Origin of the sequence: Bacteroides sp. RTP21281st1_H5_RTP21281_210402 (assembly GCF_040918965.1) — a bacterium.
Taxonomy (GTDB): Bacteria; Bacteroidota; Bacteroidia; order Bacteroidales; family Bacteroidaceae; genus Bacteroides; species Bacteroides congonensis.
This window is the reverse complement of the sequence record NZ_JBCOWR010000038.1, coordinates 1-15,953: the sequence shown is the minus strand read 5'-3', so window position 1 is coordinate 15,953 and position 15,953 is coordinate 1. Positions and strand designations below refer to the sequence as shown.

The 15,953-nt window shown below is 44.5% G+C and carries 15 protein-coding genes; 11 read left to right on the top strand and 4 right to left on the bottom strand.

Going from position 1 to position 15,953, the window contains the following annotated elements:
* The first annotated feature begins 420 nt into the window (after window positions 1-420).
* The 10 genes from atpD to AB5443_RS24865 all read left to right on the top strand — a co-directional run bounded on the left by atpD (window position 421) and on the right by AB5443_RS24865 (window position 10,391).
* Window positions 421-1,938 (top strand): F0F1 ATP synthase subunit beta, encoded by a 1,518-nt coding sequence (gene atpD / locus AB5443_RS24910; RefSeq protein ID WP_022137276.1) that lies wholly within the window; start codon window positions 421-423, stop codon window positions 1,936-1,938.
* A 12-nt stretch (window positions 1,939-1,950) separates the two neighbouring features.
* Window positions 1,951-2,196 (top strand): ATP synthase F1 subunit epsilon, encoded by a 246-nt coding sequence (atpC, locus tag AB5443_RS24905; protein WP_022137275.1) that lies wholly within the window; start codon window positions 1,951-1,953, stop codon window positions 2,194-2,196.
* Window positions 2,197-2,245: 49 nt separating this feature from the next.
* Window positions 2,246-2,680 carry a hypothetical protein gene (locus AB5443_RS24900; RefSeq protein WP_022137274.1) on the top strand — a complete coding sequence of 145 codons (435 nt, stop codon included), beginning with the start codon at window positions 2,246-2,248 and terminating at the stop codon, window positions 2,678-2,680.
* Complete coding sequence (gene atpB / locus AB5443_RS24895) at window positions 2,664-3,803, top strand: F0F1 ATP synthase subunit A (protein ID WP_368114577.1); 1,140 nt, start codon at window positions 2,664-2,666, stop codon at window positions 3,801-3,803. The genes AB5443_RS24900 and atpB overlap by 17 nt, the downstream gene beginning before the upstream one ends.
* A gap of 68 nt (window positions 3,804-3,871) precedes the next feature.
* Window positions 3,872-4,129, top strand: coding sequence for an ATP synthase F0 subunit C (atpE, locus tag AB5443_RS24890; RefSeq protein WP_024988623.1), 258 nt, complete (start codon window positions 3,872-3,874; stop codon window positions 4,127-4,129).
* A 4-nt stretch (window positions 4,130-4,133) separates the two neighbouring features.
* Window positions 4,134-4,637, top strand: a complete 504-nt coding sequence (atpF, locus tag AB5443_RS24885) for a F0F1 ATP synthase subunit B (RefSeq protein WP_294543482.1) — start codon at window positions 4,134-4,136, stop codon at window positions 4,635-4,637.
* A gap of 5 nt (window positions 4,638-4,642) precedes the next feature.
* Window positions 4,643-5,203 carry a F0F1 ATP synthase subunit delta gene (locus AB5443_RS24880; protein WP_044656831.1) on the top strand — a complete coding sequence of 187 codons (561 nt, stop codon included), beginning with the start codon at window positions 4,643-4,645 and terminating at the stop codon, window positions 5,201-5,203.
* Window positions 5,203-6,786: a F0F1 ATP synthase subunit alpha gene (gene atpA, locus AB5443_RS24875; protein WP_195407869.1), complete on the top strand. Its 1,584-nt coding sequence runs from the start codon at window positions 5,203-5,205 to the stop codon at window positions 6,784-6,786. The genes AB5443_RS24880 and atpA overlap by 1 nt, the downstream gene beginning before the upstream one ends.
* A gap of 85 nt (window positions 6,787-6,871) precedes the next feature.
* Window positions 6,872-7,768: a F0F1 ATP synthase subunit gamma gene (locus tag AB5443_RS24870; RefSeq protein WP_195407870.1), complete on the top strand. Its 897-nt coding sequence runs from the start codon at window positions 6,872-6,874 to the stop codon at window positions 7,766-7,768.
* 70 nt (window positions 7,769-7,838) lie between these two features.
* Window positions 7,839-10,391, top strand: a complete 2,553-nt coding sequence (locus tag AB5443_RS24865; protein ID WP_368114578.1) for a helix-turn-helix domain-containing protein — start codon at window positions 7,839-7,841, stop codon at window positions 10,389-10,391.
* Here AB5443_RS24865 and AB5443_RS24860 read toward each other — a convergent pair.
* The 3 genes from AB5443_RS24860 to AB5443_RS24850 all read right to left on the bottom strand — a co-directional run bounded on the left by AB5443_RS24860 (window position 10,388) and on the right by AB5443_RS24850 (window position 12,603).
* Entirely contained in the window at window positions 10,388-11,008 is a 621-nt protein-coding gene (locus tag AB5443_RS24860) for a lysine exporter LysO family protein (protein ID WP_022138006.1), read from the bottom strand. The genes AB5443_RS24865 and AB5443_RS24860 overlap by 4 nt on opposite strands.
* Window positions 11,005-11,283 carry a LysO family transporter gene (locus tag AB5443_RS24855; RefSeq protein ID WP_022138007.1) on the bottom strand — a complete coding sequence of 93 codons (279 nt, stop codon included), beginning with the start codon at window positions 11,281-11,283 and terminating at the stop codon, window positions 11,005-11,007. The genes AB5443_RS24860 and AB5443_RS24855 overlap by 4 nt, the downstream gene beginning before the upstream one ends.
* Before the next feature lie 402 nt (window positions 11,284-11,685).
* Window positions 11,686-12,603, bottom strand: coding sequence for an NAD(P)-dependent oxidoreductase (locus tag AB5443_RS24850; protein ID WP_368114579.1), 918 nt, complete (start codon window positions 12,601-12,603; stop codon window positions 11,686-11,688).
* A 148-nt stretch (window positions 12,604-12,751) separates the two neighbouring features.
* Here AB5443_RS24850 and AB5443_RS24845 point away from each other — a divergent pair, with 148 nt between their 5' ends.
* Window positions 12,752-13,921 (top strand): RtcB family protein, encoded by a 1,170-nt coding sequence (locus AB5443_RS24845; protein WP_136014538.1) that lies wholly within the window; start codon window positions 12,752-12,754, stop codon window positions 13,919-13,921.
* Between the two features lie 300 nt (window positions 13,922-14,221).
* Here the strand turns inward: AB5443_RS24845 and AB5443_RS24840 are convergent, their stop codons facing one another.
* Window positions 14,222-15,496, bottom strand: coding sequence for a clostripain-related cysteine peptidase (locus AB5443_RS24840; RefSeq protein WP_277135371.1), 1,275 nt, complete (start codon window positions 15,494-15,496; stop codon window positions 14,222-14,224).
* Window positions 15,497-15,953: the final 457 nt, after the last annotated feature.

The following is a 15,953-nucleotide window of genomic DNA, read 5'->3' as shown; positions in this document are numbered from 1 at the left end:
TGACAAACTTTTCAAAGAACTCATTTTATTTACTGCCAGAGCCGCTTAGGCGTGGCGAATTTTTAACGAACTATTGTTATTATTTTATCATCAGATAATACGTATTACTTTATAATTGTAACTGAAAGGTTCCGATTTTGTCATTTTTGTAGTATTTCTTGGGCTAATAAGTGTTATCGAACGACAAATAATGACAAAGGAAGAACAATCTCACGTATTTGTTTCTACATTTGCACCGTTGTTTATTTAACTATTTCTTTTGATGATAGTTTATTAGAAATAGAAAATAGATGAACAAAAGCTGAACTTAGCTGTTTATTATAATAGTAAAACAGATAAAGCGCGAAATATTCGTTCCTTGTCATACTATTAAGATTCAATAGGAATAGAGAAAGAATAATATAAATAAAAAGATTGCTTATGTCACAGATTATCGGACATATCTCGCAGGTTATCGGCCCTGTGGTCGATGTGTACTTTGAAGGTACGGATGCAGAACTGGTGCTGCCAAGTATCCACGATGCACTGGAGATAAAAAGGCCAAACGGCAAAATACTGGTTGTGGAAGTTCAGCAACATATCGGTGAGAATACGGTGCGTACCGTAGCAATGGACAGTACCGACGGACTGCAACGAGGCATGAAGGTGTATCCCACCGGAGGCCCGATTACCATGCCGATCGGCGAACAGATTAAAGGCCGGTTGATGAACGTGGTCGGTGATTCTATCGACGGTATGAAAGACCTCGACCGCAAAGGCGCTTATTCCATCCATCGTGATCCCCCTAAATTTGAAGATTTGACAACTGTGCAGGAAGTGCTCTTCACAGGTATCAAGGTTATCGACCTGCTCGAACCGTATGCCAAAGGTGGTAAAATCGGTTTATTCGGTGGTGCCGGTGTAGGAAAGACTGTATTGATTCAGGAACTTATCAACAATATCGCCAAGAAGCATAACGGATTCTCCGTATTCGCCGGAGTAGGTGAGCGTACCCGTGAAGGTAACGACTTGCTGCGCGAAATGATTGAATCGGGCGTTATCCGCTACGGCGAAGCATTCAAGGAAGGGATGGAGAAAGGTCACTGGGATCTTTCGAAAGTAGATTATAACGAACTGGAGAAATCGCAGGTATCGCTGATATTCGGTCAGATGAACGAACCGCCGGGAGCGCGTGCTTCCGTAGCATTGTCCGGACTGACGGTAGCGGAATCTTTCCGTGACGCCGGAAGCGAGGGCGAGAAACGCGATATCCTGTTCTTCATTGATAATATTTTCCGTTTCACGCAGGCCGGTTCGGAAGTGTCTGCCCTTTTGGGGCGTATGCCTTCCGCCGTTGGTTACCAGCCGACACTGGCTACGGAAATGGGTGCGATGCAGGAACGTATCACGTCTACCCGCAAAGGTTCCATCACCTCTGTACAGGCTGTGTATGTGCCGGCTGACGACTTGACAGACCCGGCTCCCGCAACGACTTTCAGCCACTTGGACGCGACTACCGTGCTCGACCGTAAGATTACGGAGCTGGGTATCTATCCGGCTGTAGACCCGTTGGCTTCTACTTCCCGTATCCTTGACCCGCACATCGTCGGCCAAGAACATTATGACGTAGCGCAACGGGTGAAACAGATTCTGCAACGCAACAAGGAATTGCAGGATATTATCTCCATCCTCGGTATGGAGGAACTTTCGGAAGAGGACAAGATGGTAGTGAACCGCGCCCGCCGTGTGCAGCGTTTCCTTTCACAACCGTTTGCCGTAGCCGAACAGTTTACGGGTGTGCCGGGCGTGATGGTGACTATCGAAGATACGATTAAGGGATTCAGGATGATTTTGGACGGTGAAGTGGATTATCTTCCCGAACAGGCTTTCCTGAATGTCGGAACCATCGAGGAAGCGATAGAGAAAGGTAAGAAACTGATGGAACAGGCAAAGAAATAAAAACATAGAGTGATGAAAGAACTGCATTTGAGTATAGTATCGCCCGAGAAGAGCATATTCGACGGAGATGTGAAGATTGTCACATTGCCGGGCACCATCGGGTCGTTTTCCATTCTTCCGGGGCATGCGCCCATCGTCTCGTCATTGAAAGCGGGTACGCTGAGTTATACGACGTTGGAAGGAGAGGAGCATACAATGGATATTCAGGGTGGTTTTGTCGAAATGAGTGACGGGACGGTTTCTGCCTGTATTTCCTGACGGAAAAAGACGAGATTGAATAAGTACAGAAGAAAAACACAGTGACATTATGGTGAATATTAGTAAAACGAAACGGAACTTTATCGGTTTGCATACTTTATTTGCAATCTTAAGCGCGGCACTTGGGGCGGTCATTTTGCACTTTGCTCTGCCCGGGCATTATTTCGGCGGGTATCCGTTCATTCCGGTTTATTTCTATTTATTCGGTTTGTTTAGTATCTATATGTTCGATGCGTGCCGACTGCACGCTCCGCAAAGAATGTTACTGTTGTACCTGGCGATAAAGATGGTAAAGATGATTCTTTCTATTATCCTGGTCTTGATTTATTGCCTTGCCGTACGCGAAGAAGCCAAAGCGTTTCTGCTCACGTTTATCTCGTTCTATTTGATATATCTGATATTCGAAACCTGGTTCTTCTTCTCCTTTGAAGTGAACCGGAAACTGAAGAAGAAAAATAAGAAGAAAAATGAAACAGTTGCATAACATAGTAGCTCCTTTGGTTCTGTCCTGCCTGATGTTGGTGGTCAGCCTGCCGGTTCTTGCACAGGAACAGGCGGGGGACGCGACTTCTCAAACGCAGGACGGGATTACTCCGAAAGAAGAAGAGGAGAACACGGTGGACGTGAAGGAAATCGTGTTCGGGCATATCGGCGACTCATACGAATGGCATATTACGACATGGGGTAAGACGCAGATTATTATACCATTACCCATCATCGTTTATAGTGGTAGTACAGGTTGGCATGTGTTCCTTTCTTCCCGGCTCGAAGAGAATGGCGGTACGTATGAAGGACTCTCCATCGCTCCCGCAGGAAGTAAGTACGAAGGCAAATTGGTGGAATATAATGCGGCAGGTGAGCAGGTTCGCCCTTGGGATATTTCTATTACGAAAGTGACATTCGCCCTGCTGTTCAACAGCGTATTGCTACTGGTTATCGTGTTGAGTGTGGCGCACTGGTACAGGAAACGTCCCCAAGGAGCCAAAGCGCCGGGTGGATTTATCGGATTTATGGAGATGTTCATCATGATGGTGAACGACGACATCATCAAGAGTTGTGTCGGCCCGAACTACCGGAAGTTTGCCCCGTATCTGCTGACAGCGTTCTTTTTTATCTTTATCAATAATATGATGGGATTGATTCCGCTCTTCCCCGGAGGTGCGAATGTGACGGGAAATATCGCCATTACCATGGTACTTGCGATATGTACGTTCCTGGCAGTGAATGTCTTCGGAACGAAGCATTATTGGAAAGATATCTTTTGGCCGGATGTGCCTTGGTGGCTGAAAGTGCCGGTGCCGATGATGCCGTTCATCGAGTTCTTCGGAATCTTTACGAAACCGTTTGCCTTGATGATCCGTCTTTTCGCCAATATGCTGGCGGGACATATGGCGATGTTGGTGCTCACTTGTCTGATATTCATCTCGGCAAGCATGGGGCCTGCGCTGAATGGCACGCTGACGGTGGCTTCCGTATTGTTCAACATCTTTATGAATGCGCTTGAACTGTTGGTTGCTTTCATCCAGGCTTACGTATTTACCATGTTGTCGGCAGTGTTTATTGGACTGGCACAGGAAGGGGCAAAGGTCAAGGCAGAAGAGAAATAAATAGATGAATAAATAGAGAATAAAAAGAGAGTAAATAAAAAATATAAACCATTTTAAAACTGAAAATTATGATCCTATCAGTATTGTTACAAGCCACTGCGGCAGCAGTAGGAGTAAGTAAATTAGGTGCAGCTATCGGTGCAGGTCTTGCAGTAATCGGAGCTGGTTTGGGTATTGGTAAAATTGGTGGTTCGGCTATGGAAGCTATTGCACGTCAGCCGGAAGCGTCAGGTGATATCCGTATGAATATGATTATCGCCGCCGCCTTGATTGAAGGTGTGGCATTGTTGGCGGTAGTAGTTTGTCTGTTGGTATTCTTCCTCTAAGCCTATGTCATTACTATTACCTGATAGTGGCCTGTTGTTCTGGATGTTCCTCTCATTCGGGATTGTGTTCGTGATATTGGCAAAATACGGCTTCCCCGTCATCATCAAGATGGTGGAAGGCCGTAAGACCTATATCGACCAGTCCTTGGAGGTGGCGAGGGAAGCCAATGCACAGTTGTCCAAGCTGAAAGCGGAAGGCGACGCGTTGGTGGCTGCTGCCAACAAGGAACAGGGACGCATCTTGAAGGAAGCGATGGAAGAACGTGACAAGATTGTTCACGAGGCCCGCAAGCAAGCCGAGATAGCCGCACAAAAGGAACTGGATGCGGTGAAACAACAAATCCAGATTGAAAAGGACGAAGCTATCCGCGACATACGTCGCCAGGTGGCTGTTCTTTCGGTCGACATCGCCGAGAAGGTGCTCCGCAAGAGTCTTGAGGACAAGGATGCGCAGATGGGCATGATTGACCGGATGCTGGATGAAGTATTAACCCCGAATAAGAACTAAGGAAGATGGAAGTCGGAATACTCTCGATGCGTTATGCAAAAGCGATGATTGAATACGCGCAGGAAAAAGGTTTGGAGGACAGGATATACCAGGAATTTATGACTCTGGCCTATTGCTTCCGTGCCCAGCCCGGGTTGCGTGAAACGCTTGAAAATCCTGTCGTCACGACGAAAGAGAAATTGGCGCTGGTCTGTACCGCTGCCGATGGTGACGGTAAGTCAACGAGGGAGTTTGTCCGTTTCATCACTTTGGTATTGAGAAACAGGCGTGAGGGCTATCTGCAATTTATCAGCCTGATGTATATGGATCTTTACCGGAAACTGAAACATATCGGCACCGGCAGGCTGATTACGGCCGTGCCCGTCGATAAGGAGACGGAAGACCGGATTCGCTCTGCTGCCACGCATATCCTGCACGCCCAAGTGGAACTGGAAACGGTGGTGGATCCGTCTATCGACGGTGGATTTATCTTCGATATCAACGACTACCGGCTGGACGCGAGCGTTGCCACGCAGTTGAAGCGAGTGAAACAACAATTTATTGATAAGAATAGGAGAATTGTATAATGTCTGAAAATATAAGAGTAAGCGAAGTATCGGATATATTGCGCAAGCAGCTCGAAGGAATCAATGCCAATGTGCAACTTGACGAAATCGGTACGGTGCTCCAGGTGAGCGACGGTGTTGTCCGTATCTATGGACTGCGGAATGCCGAAGCGAATGAACTGCTTGAGTTCGACAATGGTATCAAAGCAATCGTGATGAACCTTGAAGAGGACAACGTGGGTGCTGTGCTACTGGGGCCGACGGACAGAATCAAAGAGGGATTTATCGTGAAACGTACCAAGCGTATCGCCTCTATCCGTGTGGGAGAGGGGATGTTGGGACGTGTCATCGACCCGTTGGGCGAACCGCTCGACGGTAAAGGGCTCGTCGGTGGCGACCTGTATGATATGCCGTTGGAACGGAAAGCTCCGGGAGTTATCTTCCGTCAGCCGGTAAACCAACCGTTGCAGACCGGACTGAAAGCTGTGGATGCCATGATTCCTATCGGTCGCGGACAGCGTGAGTTGATTATCGGTGACCGTCAGACAGGAAAGACCTCTATCGCGATTGACACGATTATCAACCAGCGTAATAACTTTCTGGCGGGTGACCCTGTATATTGTATCTATGTGGCTATCGGTCAGAAGGGTTCTACTGTTGCTTCTATCGTGAATACGCTTCGCGAGTACGGTGCACTGGAATACACGATTGTAGTTGCCGCCACAGCCGGTGACCCGGCTGCATTGCAGTATTATGCACCGTTTGCGGGTGCCGCCATCGGTGAGTATTTCCGTGATACCGGTCGTCATGCATTGGTTGTCTATGATGACCTTTCCAAGCAAGCGGTAGCTTATCGTGAGGTTTCTTTGATTCTTCGTCGTCCGTCGGGACGTGAAGCATATCCGGGTGATATTTTCTACCTGCACTCCCGTCTGTTGGAACGTGCGGCAAAGATTATCAGCCAGGAAGAAGTGGCACGCGAAATGAACGACTTGCCGGACAGTCTGAAAGATATCGTCAAAGGTGGCGGTTCTCTCACCGCACTGCCTATCATCGAAACGCAGGCAGGTGACGTCTCGGCCTATATCCCTACGAACGTGATTTCTATCACCGACGGACAGATATTCCTCGAAACTGACTTGTTCAATCAGGGTGTACGTCCGGCCATCAACGTCGGTATCTCGGTTTCCCGTGTAGGTGGTAACGCGCAGATCAAGGCCATGAAGAAGGTTGCCGGAACACTGAAGATGGACCAGGCGCAATATCGCGAACTGGAAGCTTTCTCCAAGTTCAGCAGTGATATGGATCCGATTACCGCCCTGACCATCGACAAGGGACGCAAGAATGCCCAACTGTTGATTCAACCTCAGTACAGTCCGATGCCCGTAGAGCAGCAGATTGCTATCCTCTATTGTGGTACGCACGGACTTCTCCGTAACGTCCCATTGGATAAGGTACAGGACTTTGAACGCAGCTTCATCGAATCTCTGCAACTGAATCACCAGGAGGATGTCTTGGATGTATTGAAAACCGGTGTTATCGACGATAGTGTAACGAACGCCATCGAAGAGACTGCCGCCATGGTTGCGAAACAGTACTTATAGAAATGTGTAGAAATGAAGAAATCATTTGTTTATACTGCATAGCAGGTTCTTCATTTCTCATCTTTAATTCTTAAATTAAAAAGTTATGGCTTCACTGAAAGAAGTAAAAACCAGAATAAATTCGGTAAAAAGTACCCGAAAAATCACTTCAGCAATGAAGATGGTGGCTTCTGCCAAATTACACAAGGCACAAGGAGCCATTGAGAATATGCTGCCTTATCAGAGGAAGTTGAACAAGATTCTGACTAATTTCCTAAGCGCAGACCTTCCTGTCGAGTCTCCTTATGTGAAGGAACGCGAAGTGAAGCGTGTTGCCATTGTCGCTTTTTCCTCGAACACCTCTCTGTGTGGTGCTTTCAACGCCAACGTCATCAAAATGTTATTGCAAACGGTTGGCGAATACCGTACCCTGGGACAGGACAACATCTTGATTTTTCCGGTAGGCAAGAAAGTGGATGAAGCCGTGAAGCGCATGGGGTTCCAACCACAGGAAACTTCTCCTACGCTCTCCGATAAACCGACTTATCAGGAAGCCGCCGATCTGGCTCACCACCTGATGGAAATGTATGTATCCGGCGAAGTGGATCGTGTAGAGATTATCTATCATCACTTTAAATCTATGGGCTTGCAGATTCTTCTCCGTGAAACGTATCTCCCCATCGATTTGACGCATATCATAGATGAGGAGGAACAAAAGAACAAGGAGGAAGTGGAAGACCATGAAATAGCAAACGATTATATCATCGAACCCAACGCCGAAGAACTGATAGCCAACCTTATCCCGACCGTATTGAGCCAAAAACTGTTTACTGCTGCCGTTGACTCAAATACTTCGGAACATGCCGCGCGTACGTTAGCTATGCAGGTAGCTACGGACAATGCAAACGAGCTGATTCAAGATTTGACGAAGCAGTATAACAAGAGTCGGCAGCAGGCGATTACCAATGAGTTGCTGGATATCGTAGGCGGTTCCATGAAATGATGTTCTTTTTCTTTCGTATCAAGACGAAAGAAAAAGAATATTAGCTACCTTTGTTGAAAATTTGAAGCACATGGAAAATAACCCTGAACTGCAACTTGCTTGGCAGTTCATAGAAAATACAGGCACACATCTATTTCTTACCGGTAAAGCCGGAACTGGAAAAACTACATTTTTAAGACGGTTAAGAGAACAAAGTCCTAAACGCATGGTTGTTTTGGCGCCTACGGGTATTGCGGCTATCAATGCGGGCGGAGTAACAATCCATTCATTCTTTCAGTTGTCTTTTGCGCCGTTCGTGCCCGATACCACTCTTAACTCGGCACAGATACACTACCGTATTAATAAAGAGAAACGTAACATCATTCGGAGCATGGATTTGCTTGTGATTGATGAAATCAGTATGGTACGTGCGGATTTGCTGGATGCGGTGGATGCGACTTTGCGGCGTTATCGTGACCGTGAGAAACCATTCGGCGGGGTACAGTTGTTGATGATTGGGGATTTGCAGCAGTTGGCGCCCGTTGTGAAAGACAGCGAGTGGGAGATGTTGCGGCATTATTACGAAACACCCTATTTCTTTGCCAGCCGTGCGCTGAGGGAAACTACTTATATGACGATTGAACTGGAAAAGGTGTATCGTCAGAGTGATACTTTTTTTCTTTCCCTGTTGAATAAGATACGGGAGAATAAAGCGGATGATGAAGTCTTGAATGAGTTGAACAAACGGTATCAGCGAGATTTTCAGCCCCCAAAAGAAGAAGGTTATATCCGTCTGACGACACATAATAATCAGGCACAGCGGATCAATGACCGTGAGCTGGCTTCTTTGCCCGGGAAGGCTTACAGTTTCCGTGCTGAAGTGAAAGACGATTTCCCCGAATATTCCTATCCTGCGGATGAAGTTCTCACTATTAAGGAGGGGGCGCAAATCATGTTCCTCAAGAATGATGTTTCTTCGGAAAAACGGTATTATAACGGTATGATTGGAGAAGTGGTGACTGTCAACGAAACGGGTATGTTTGTACGTGGAAAGGATAGCGAACATGAGTTTCAACTGTTGCAGGAAGAATGGGGGAATTATAAATACGTATTGAACGAGGAGACGAAAGAAATTACAGAAGAAATAGCGGGAGTATTTCGACAGTATCCTATTCGGCTGGCTTGGGCTATTACGATTCATAAAAGTCAGGGATTGACGTTTGAACGTGCCATTATTGATGCGCGTAATTCCTTTGCACATGGACAGACGTATGTAGCTTTGAGCCGATGCAAGACTTTGGAAGGAATGGTGCTGGAATCTCCTTTGCGCCGGGAAGCTATCATTAGCGACAGTGTGGTCGATAACTTCACAAAAGCAGTGGAGCGGAATAAGCCGGGAAGCAAGCAGTTGAATGATATGCAGAAGGCCTATTTCTTTGACTTGTTAAGTGATTTGTTTAACTTCTATTCTATTGAGCAGGCTTATAAGCGGCTGCTCCGCATGATGGATGAAGACCTTTACAGGCTCTTTCCGAAGCAGCTTGCCGAATACAAGGCTTTGGAACCCCACATGAAGGAAAGGATTGTGGAAGTTGCCCGTCGTTTTCGCAACCAATATACCCGGTTGATAAATGAAAGTGAAGATTATGCCGGAAATCAGGAGTTGCAGGAACGTATCCGTTCCGGTGCCGGATATTTTCGTAAAGAGTTGGAACCGGTTCGTGCCTTGTTCGATAAGACCAATATGCCTCTTGACAATAGGGAATTAAGGAAACAATTGAATGAACGTCTGCAAACACTGGATGATGCGTTGTGCATTAAAGAATCTTTATTGGACACCGTATGTACGTCAACTTTCACCGTTTCGGATTATCTGAAGCAGAAAGCGAAAGTTATGTTAAGTCTCGAAGAAGATTCTTCAACTTCTGCCTCGTCTTCCAGAGTTCCGGGAGAGAAAAGAGAACGGAAAGAACGTGCGGCAAGCAGTCGTTCCGGGAAAGTGAAAGTAGATGTTCCTACGGATATTCTGCATCCGGAGCTTTATCGTGCTTTGGCGGAATGGAGAACAGAAAAGACGCGTGAAGCCAATGTGCCTGCTTATGTCATTATGCAGCAGAAAGCATTGATGGGAATTGTCAATCTGTTGCCGGACACTCCGGCGGCTTTGGAAGCCATACCGTATTTCGGGGCGAAAGGAGTGGAGAAATATGGGCTTGAAATTCTGGGGATTGTTCGTAAGTATATGAAAGAAAATCAAGTGGAACGGCCGGAAGTCAAGGAGATATTTATTTCAGCGAAGGAGCATAAGAAAGATAAGAAAAAGGAAGAGAAAAAAGAGCCGAAGAAAGATACAAAAATTGTTAGTTATGAAATGTTCTGTCAAGGGATGAGCATAGATGAAATAGCTAAAACACGTGATTTGGTGACTGGGACGATTGCAGGACATTTGGAACAGTATGTTCGTTCGGGTAAGATTAAGGTGGAACAGGTGGTGAAAGCTGAAAATCTGGCGAAGATACGGAAGTATTTGGAAGAACATGAATATATGGGAATGTTTGCTATTAAAGCAGCATTAGGAGACGATGTCTCCTATGCTGATATTAAGTTTGCCCTCGTTGCTTCCGGATTAGTCCGTCCGTCTTAGAGATTACAGAAAAAAGAGACGAAAACCGGAACGCTAATATCAATCAAGATACCGTGCAGGATGGCGATGGGAATCATTTCCTTTCCCGAATATCTGCTGATAGACGGTAACAATACATCCATTGAATTGACTCCGGCTACTGAGATAGGGGCTAGCTTCCCAAAATATTTCTTGATAACCGGAGTGCCCAGCAGAGCCATCATTTCACGGAAGATATTGGTCAGCAGGGCGATAGTTCCCAGTTCCGTAGCCAGTTGAAGGCCGATAGATGGTTCCTTAAACTGGGTGATGAGGATAGAAGAAAGCGAGTAATATGCAAATCCGCTTCCCACTGCCATACAGTCGAATACACTCCATTGACGCAGTAACAGGCTTGCCAGGGCCGAGAATAACAGTGTGCCGATAATTGTCCCCAAAGGAATCAATAACATTTTGGGATGCAGATGTGAAACAATAGCTTTCAGATTCTTGTTAGAACCGATACTGATTCCCACTTGCAGCATTAATGCGTAGAGTATATACATAGAAACGGTATGTGTATCGAATTCGAACTTATTGAAAAGTCCCATGACACAGCCTACGCAAAAGAATAATATAACAATCAGACTTCCTTTCATTGTTTACCTCCTTTCTTGAAAAATAGTTGTAGTACCAAGCGGGCAGCAATCAGGCTTCCCAATACACCGGATGAAGCAAGAATGACAGCTTGCCATCCGAACTTTCCGAGATTGTTCACAATCAGGCTATTAGAGCCGATAGACACACCGAGAATAAAGAGTAACAAGAATATTGTAAGAGAAATTGTCTTTTCTGTCTTTTGCAAAATACTCCAGTTACGCAATACATAACCGATGCCGATTCCTAAGAACATAGTAGATATAATAGAGAACATATTGTATATATTTTTGGTTAGGTTAAACGAATGATTGGATTACACACAGCACATTTTCAAAAAAGATGATGCATCTTATTGAAAATCAAGTAGGAATACTGCTTATGAGTAACAAAATAAGTCGATAGGCAGTTCCTTTAAAAAAGGATGGGTGAATTTAGATGAATCCGCTGAACCAATGCACATGCACGCAACTTGAGTTGCAGAAGGAAGGTATCCCTGCAAGAGTCGGAGAAGCGTTATGTAATTGTAATATTTGATTCATCACTGGTCTTTTTTTATTTTGGTGCAAAGATAAGGCTTTACTGCATATTTTCAAAATAAATATGCAGTAAAGATAGATTATTGAAAGGTTGAAGCCGGAAAATACTGTTGTAATAAGTTGGTAATGTGTCCTTTCCCTTATAGAATTTCCCAATCTGAAAGGAGCTTTTTTAGCTTTCGTGGTTCGTATCCAAGCATCGTTTTAGCTTTTTCAATACTCATTCCGCTGAAACGGGGACGGGGAGTAGCTTCTTTCATCTCTTCCGTAGTGGCAGGATGGATAAGCGAACGGTCGAGATTCAGACAGTCTGCTACCTGGTAGGCAATCTCGGCGATGGTCATACATTCATCCCCACAAATATGAAATATTCCGTTGGTCGTATTTTCTATCAGGAGTTGTATTCCGTTCGATACGTCTCCGACATAAGTCGGGGTTCGCCATTGATTGGATACAACGCGAATCTCTTGTCCGGCTTTCAAACGGTTCATCACTAATTGGACGATATTTCCATGCTGACCTGCCAATGCTTTGCCATAAACAATTTCCACCCGAACTATTGCGTAGTTGCTGCAAATCCCGGCAACCTTTTCTTCGCCTTTCCATTTGGTAAATCCATAATAATTAACGGGAGCGGGAACGTCTTCTTCCGTATATAATTGTCCGATATGCTCATCCATCTTTCCGTCAAAGACGAAATCGGTGGATAGATGGATGAAACGGCTTTTGTATCCCTTACAGAGATGTGCCAGTTGCTCTACTGCCGTAACATTGGTAAGATAAGCTTCTTCGTGGTGCGTCTCGCAATAATCGGGGACGGACAGGGCAGAACAGTTGACGACTACATCGGGATGAACTCTTTTGAAAAGGTCTTTCACAGCCGCCGCGTCCTGTATATCAGTTTCAATGAAATGATAGCTTCCGGCCTTGTCCGGAGTTGGAAGAATATCCGGGTGCAGGGAGCATCCGGTGACGTTATATTGTTTATGAGCAGACAAATCGTTCAATAGCCGGCGTCCGGTAAACCCGTTAGCGCCGATAATCAGTATATTTTTCATGAGTCCTTTTATAAGAAGTTAGGGGCTATTATTTTGGATATATCCACAAAAGTAGAAAATTAATTCTATTGCGCAAATAGATTTCGTACTTCCCTTTTTACTTTGCACCCGATAACAATATTTACATGAATTGATAAAAGAAAAAAGTATGGAAAAAGTAATTATGGGAACACGTGTACCCGCCAAGTTGTGGTTGAGTGAAGTAGAAGATTCCTGTATGTCGCAAATCCGCGATTTGACTTCACTTCCTTTCGCATTCAGGCATATTGCTATTATGCCCGATGCGCATGCGGGAAAAGGAATGCCCATTGGTGGTGTGTTAGCTACGAAAGGTGTGATTGTTCCCAACGCTGTGGGAGTGGATATCGGATGCGGAATGTGTGCGATTAAGACAAACCGTAAAGCAGAGGATTTCAGTTATACGGATTTGACTTCCATTATGTCGGAGATTCGTAAAGTTATTCCTTTGGGATTCGACCATCAGAATAAAAAGCAGGATAAAGAACTGCTTCCTCAAGGATTTGATTTTGAAGAAATGCCGATTGTGAAGAATCAATACGAAGCCTGTTTGAAGCAGATAGGTACGTTGGGTGGTGGTAATCACTTTATAGAGATTCAGAAAGATACGGATACTTCCGATGTGTGGGTGATGCTTCATTCGGGAAGCCGGAATGTCGGTCTGAAGGTTGCCAATCATTATAATAAGATAGCGCAATACTGGAATGAGAAATGGTATTCTGAAATGATACCGGGATTGGCTTACCTGCCTATGGAGACACAGATGGCAAAAGATTATTTCCGTGAAATGAATTTTTGTGTGGCCTTTGCCTTTGCCAACCGTCAGTTGATGATGACACGTATCTGTGAATCCATTCAGTCAGTGAAGCCGGATACGGACTTCGAGCCGATGATTAACATTGCCCATAACTATGCAGCCTGGGAAAATCACTTCGAACACGACGTGATTGTACACCGAAAAGGAGCGACACGGGCTTATGAAGGCGAGATAGGTATTATTCCCGGTTCTATGGGTACTAAGTCTTATATTGTCGAAGGTTTGGGTAATCCGGAGAGCTTCAAGAGTTGCTCGCACGGTGCAGGTCGGCTGATGGGAAGAAAAGATGCCTGTCGTCGTTTGTCACTGGAAGAAGAAACGGAACGAATGAATCAGCAGGGTATAATTCACGGACTGCGTACGCAGGATGGTCTTGACGAAGCTCCGGGAGCTTATAAAGATATTGACCAGGTGATAGCCAATGAACGGGATTTAGTGAAACCATTGGTGGAACTGGCTCCGATGGCAGTGATTAAAGGATAATGACTGTTATATACAAAAGAACCAATAGAATAGGGTTGGAGTATAGACATAAAAAAAGGAGCAACGCCTTGCTCCAACCTTTGTTAACCTTAAATCTAATACTATGAAAAACACATTGCAAAGGTACGTACTTTATGCGACATCTGCAAATAATCCAAGATAAAAAGTATGTTTTATAACATTGATTAAGAATTTGTTTTCTCGATTCAATTTTTATTAAGAGATTTTGCCGGAAGCCGTCAGAGTGATGGCATTTATTCTGACAGTTCCCTGTCTCTCTTTAAATAGCTTCCTGTCTCTTCAATGTGTAGCCATATACCAGGCTGTCTCTTTCTTTTTAGCAGCTTCCGTACTGGTGCTCGGGTCGGAAATAGTAATCCCCGAGAAAGTATCTATTTTTATTTTTCCTCTAGTCATTGTGTAGTAATAATCTGTATTTCTTTTGAATGGAACAGTCCTATCCAACTGTTCTTTAAATTGGGCTAATAATCCCTGGTCAGGACACAACTTAGAAACATAGTCTTCACAATCGAAGAATATAGCAGGTGAATAGCCATCCAGTCTTTGCAAAGAACCGATTAATGTCGGGTCAAATGTATATTGGCTATTAATGTCTTTCATTATGGTTGCCAGATTTTCCAATTCCGAGCAATCGGTAACAGCAAGCGTACCGCATGGCATTGCCGTATAATTTGAATAAAAAGAATAGAACCCGTCACAAATTTTCTCGTAATTGACTTCTCCTATCAGATATTCTCCAATCTCTGCATAAGGCATTCCATATGCCATCACCTCACTGGTAGAAGCAATTAAATGCTCCGTTACGTCCTTGAGGTCATAAGCTACCTCTACGCCCGACATATAGCAATCATCAAAAAGTATATATTCCATTTTCAGGCCGACACGGGTTATTCCTTCGGCAAGCGTAGTTATATCCGTCTGATATTCGGGAGACAGTCCGCCGAATAAACGTGTCATGGGTACATTTTCATATTCCCAATGTCTCTTGGTTGCACTGAATCTACTGCGGGATTGAGTATTGGATACGGGAATCCATCCCAGTCCGTGACATCCGATAATCATTGCATATCGTTTGGCAGGAGCATAGGTTTTAACATCATTCAGAATAGCGGCAATGCCATCTGTTGTTGTATATTCAAGATTTGAAAACTCATAATTATTTTTATAAGTCTTTCGTACGTCTTCTCCGTCTTCATAGATAAGTTCGAAAAGAGCTGCTTCTGTCGGTGTGGTACACATGAACACGATAATCCGTTCATTCTTTAACACATTTCTGCCTACTACTTTTCTCAGATCGGTGATATTCTGTTTGAAGTTACTTGTAAGGTTAGTAGACCAGAGAAGATACATGAATACAGTTTGTTCATTATCCGGACGTATAATCGGGTCACTAAGTTCAAAATCCGTCAAGTCGTCGACCGGAGGGTCTGTTTGTCTTGTACTTGGAGGGGTGGAAACAGGTTCTTCTTTCTCGCACGAACTCATGCTGAAGGAAAGAAGTAGTATGAAGATTACTGATTGTATCAGTCGAAAATATTTGTGCGTTGTCTCCATGATTCTATGGGGATTAAATTTTTCTTTTTATATATAACGTAAATAGAGAACTTTTTGATTTACTTATCGAGAGAAATTAGATTTTATACATCCCTCTTTATGCAAAATTACTGAAATCTCTGGAATAACCTCGTAAAATGAGAAAAATGACGCTAAACGGCTTAACATCAGTGTCGTTACGGTGTAAGATGATGCCCAATCGAAAATGCTGAAAAAGCAAAGAAAAGTAGAATTAAGCAGGAGAACGATTTGCAAATCATTACCCGACAAGAAGCGAGATTTAACACATGCCGGACGCTATTTCACCGTTTGTCACCGATTTGCGTATCAAGGTCTAACTCGTTGATCTTTAACTTTGCAAACAAAAAAACGAGTATGGCAAGGTTCTTCGTCAAATTCCGTGCTTTTTTATGTGCTAAATCCATTAATTTTAGCAAACAGTAATTTTATGTTTGCC

Bases quoted from the DNA above. Each gene is read 5' to 3' on its own strand.
- atpE (WP_024988623.1), top strand. From the start codon at position 3,872: ATGATCCTATCAGTATTGTTACAAGCCACTGCGGCAGCAGTAGGAGTA.
- AB5443_RS24840 (WP_277135371.1), bottom strand. From the start codon at position 15,496: ATGGAGACAACGCACAAATATTTTCGACTGATACAATCAGTAATCTTC.
- AB5443_RS24880 (WP_044656831.1), top strand. From the start codon at position 4,643: ATGGAAGTCGGAATACTCTCGATGCGTTATGCAAAAGCGATGATTGAA.
- AB5443_RS24870 (WP_195407870.1), top strand. From the start codon at position 6,872: ATGGCTTCACTGAAAGAAGTAAAAACCAGAATAAATTCGGTAAAAAGT.
- AB5443_RS24900 (WP_022137274.1), top strand. From the start codon at position 2,246: ATGGTGAATATTAGTAAAACGAAACGGAACTTTATCGGTTTGCATACT.
- AB5443_RS24850 (WP_368114579.1), bottom strand. From the start codon at position 12,603: ATGAAAAATATACTGATTATCGGCGCTAACGGGTTTACCGGACGCCGG.
- AB5443_RS24865 (WP_368114578.1), top strand. From the start codon at position 7,839: ATGGAAAATAACCCTGAACTGCAACTTGCTTGGCAGTTCATAGAAAAT.
- atpF (WP_294543482.1), top strand. From the start codon at position 4,134: ATGTCATTACTATTACCTGATAGTGGCCTGTTGTTCTGGATGTTCCTC.
- atpB (WP_368114577.1), top strand. From the start codon at position 2,664: ATGAAACAGTTGCATAACATAGTAGCTCCTTTGGTTCTGTCCTGCCTG.
- AB5443_RS24855 (WP_022138007.1), bottom strand. From the start codon at position 11,283: ATGTTCTCTATTATATCTACTATGTTCTTAGGAATCGGCATCGGTTAT.
- atpD (WP_022137276.1), top strand. From the start codon at position 421: ATGTCACAGATTATCGGACATATCTCGCAGGTTATCGGCCCTGTGGTC.
- atpC (WP_022137275.1), top strand. From the start codon at position 1,951: ATGAAAGAACTGCATTTGAGTATAGTATCGCCCGAGAAGAGCATATTC.
- AB5443_RS24860 (WP_022138006.1), bottom strand. From the start codon at position 11,008: ATGAAAGGAAGTCTGATTGTTATATTATTCTTTTGCGTAGGCTGTGTC.
- AB5443_RS24845 (WP_136014538.1), top strand. From the start codon at position 12,752: ATGGAAAAAGTAATTATGGGAACACGTGTACCCGCCAAGTTGTGGTTG.
- atpA (WP_195407869.1), top strand. From the start codon at position 5,203: ATGTCTGAAAATATAAGAGTAAGCGAAGTATCGGATATATTGCGCAAG.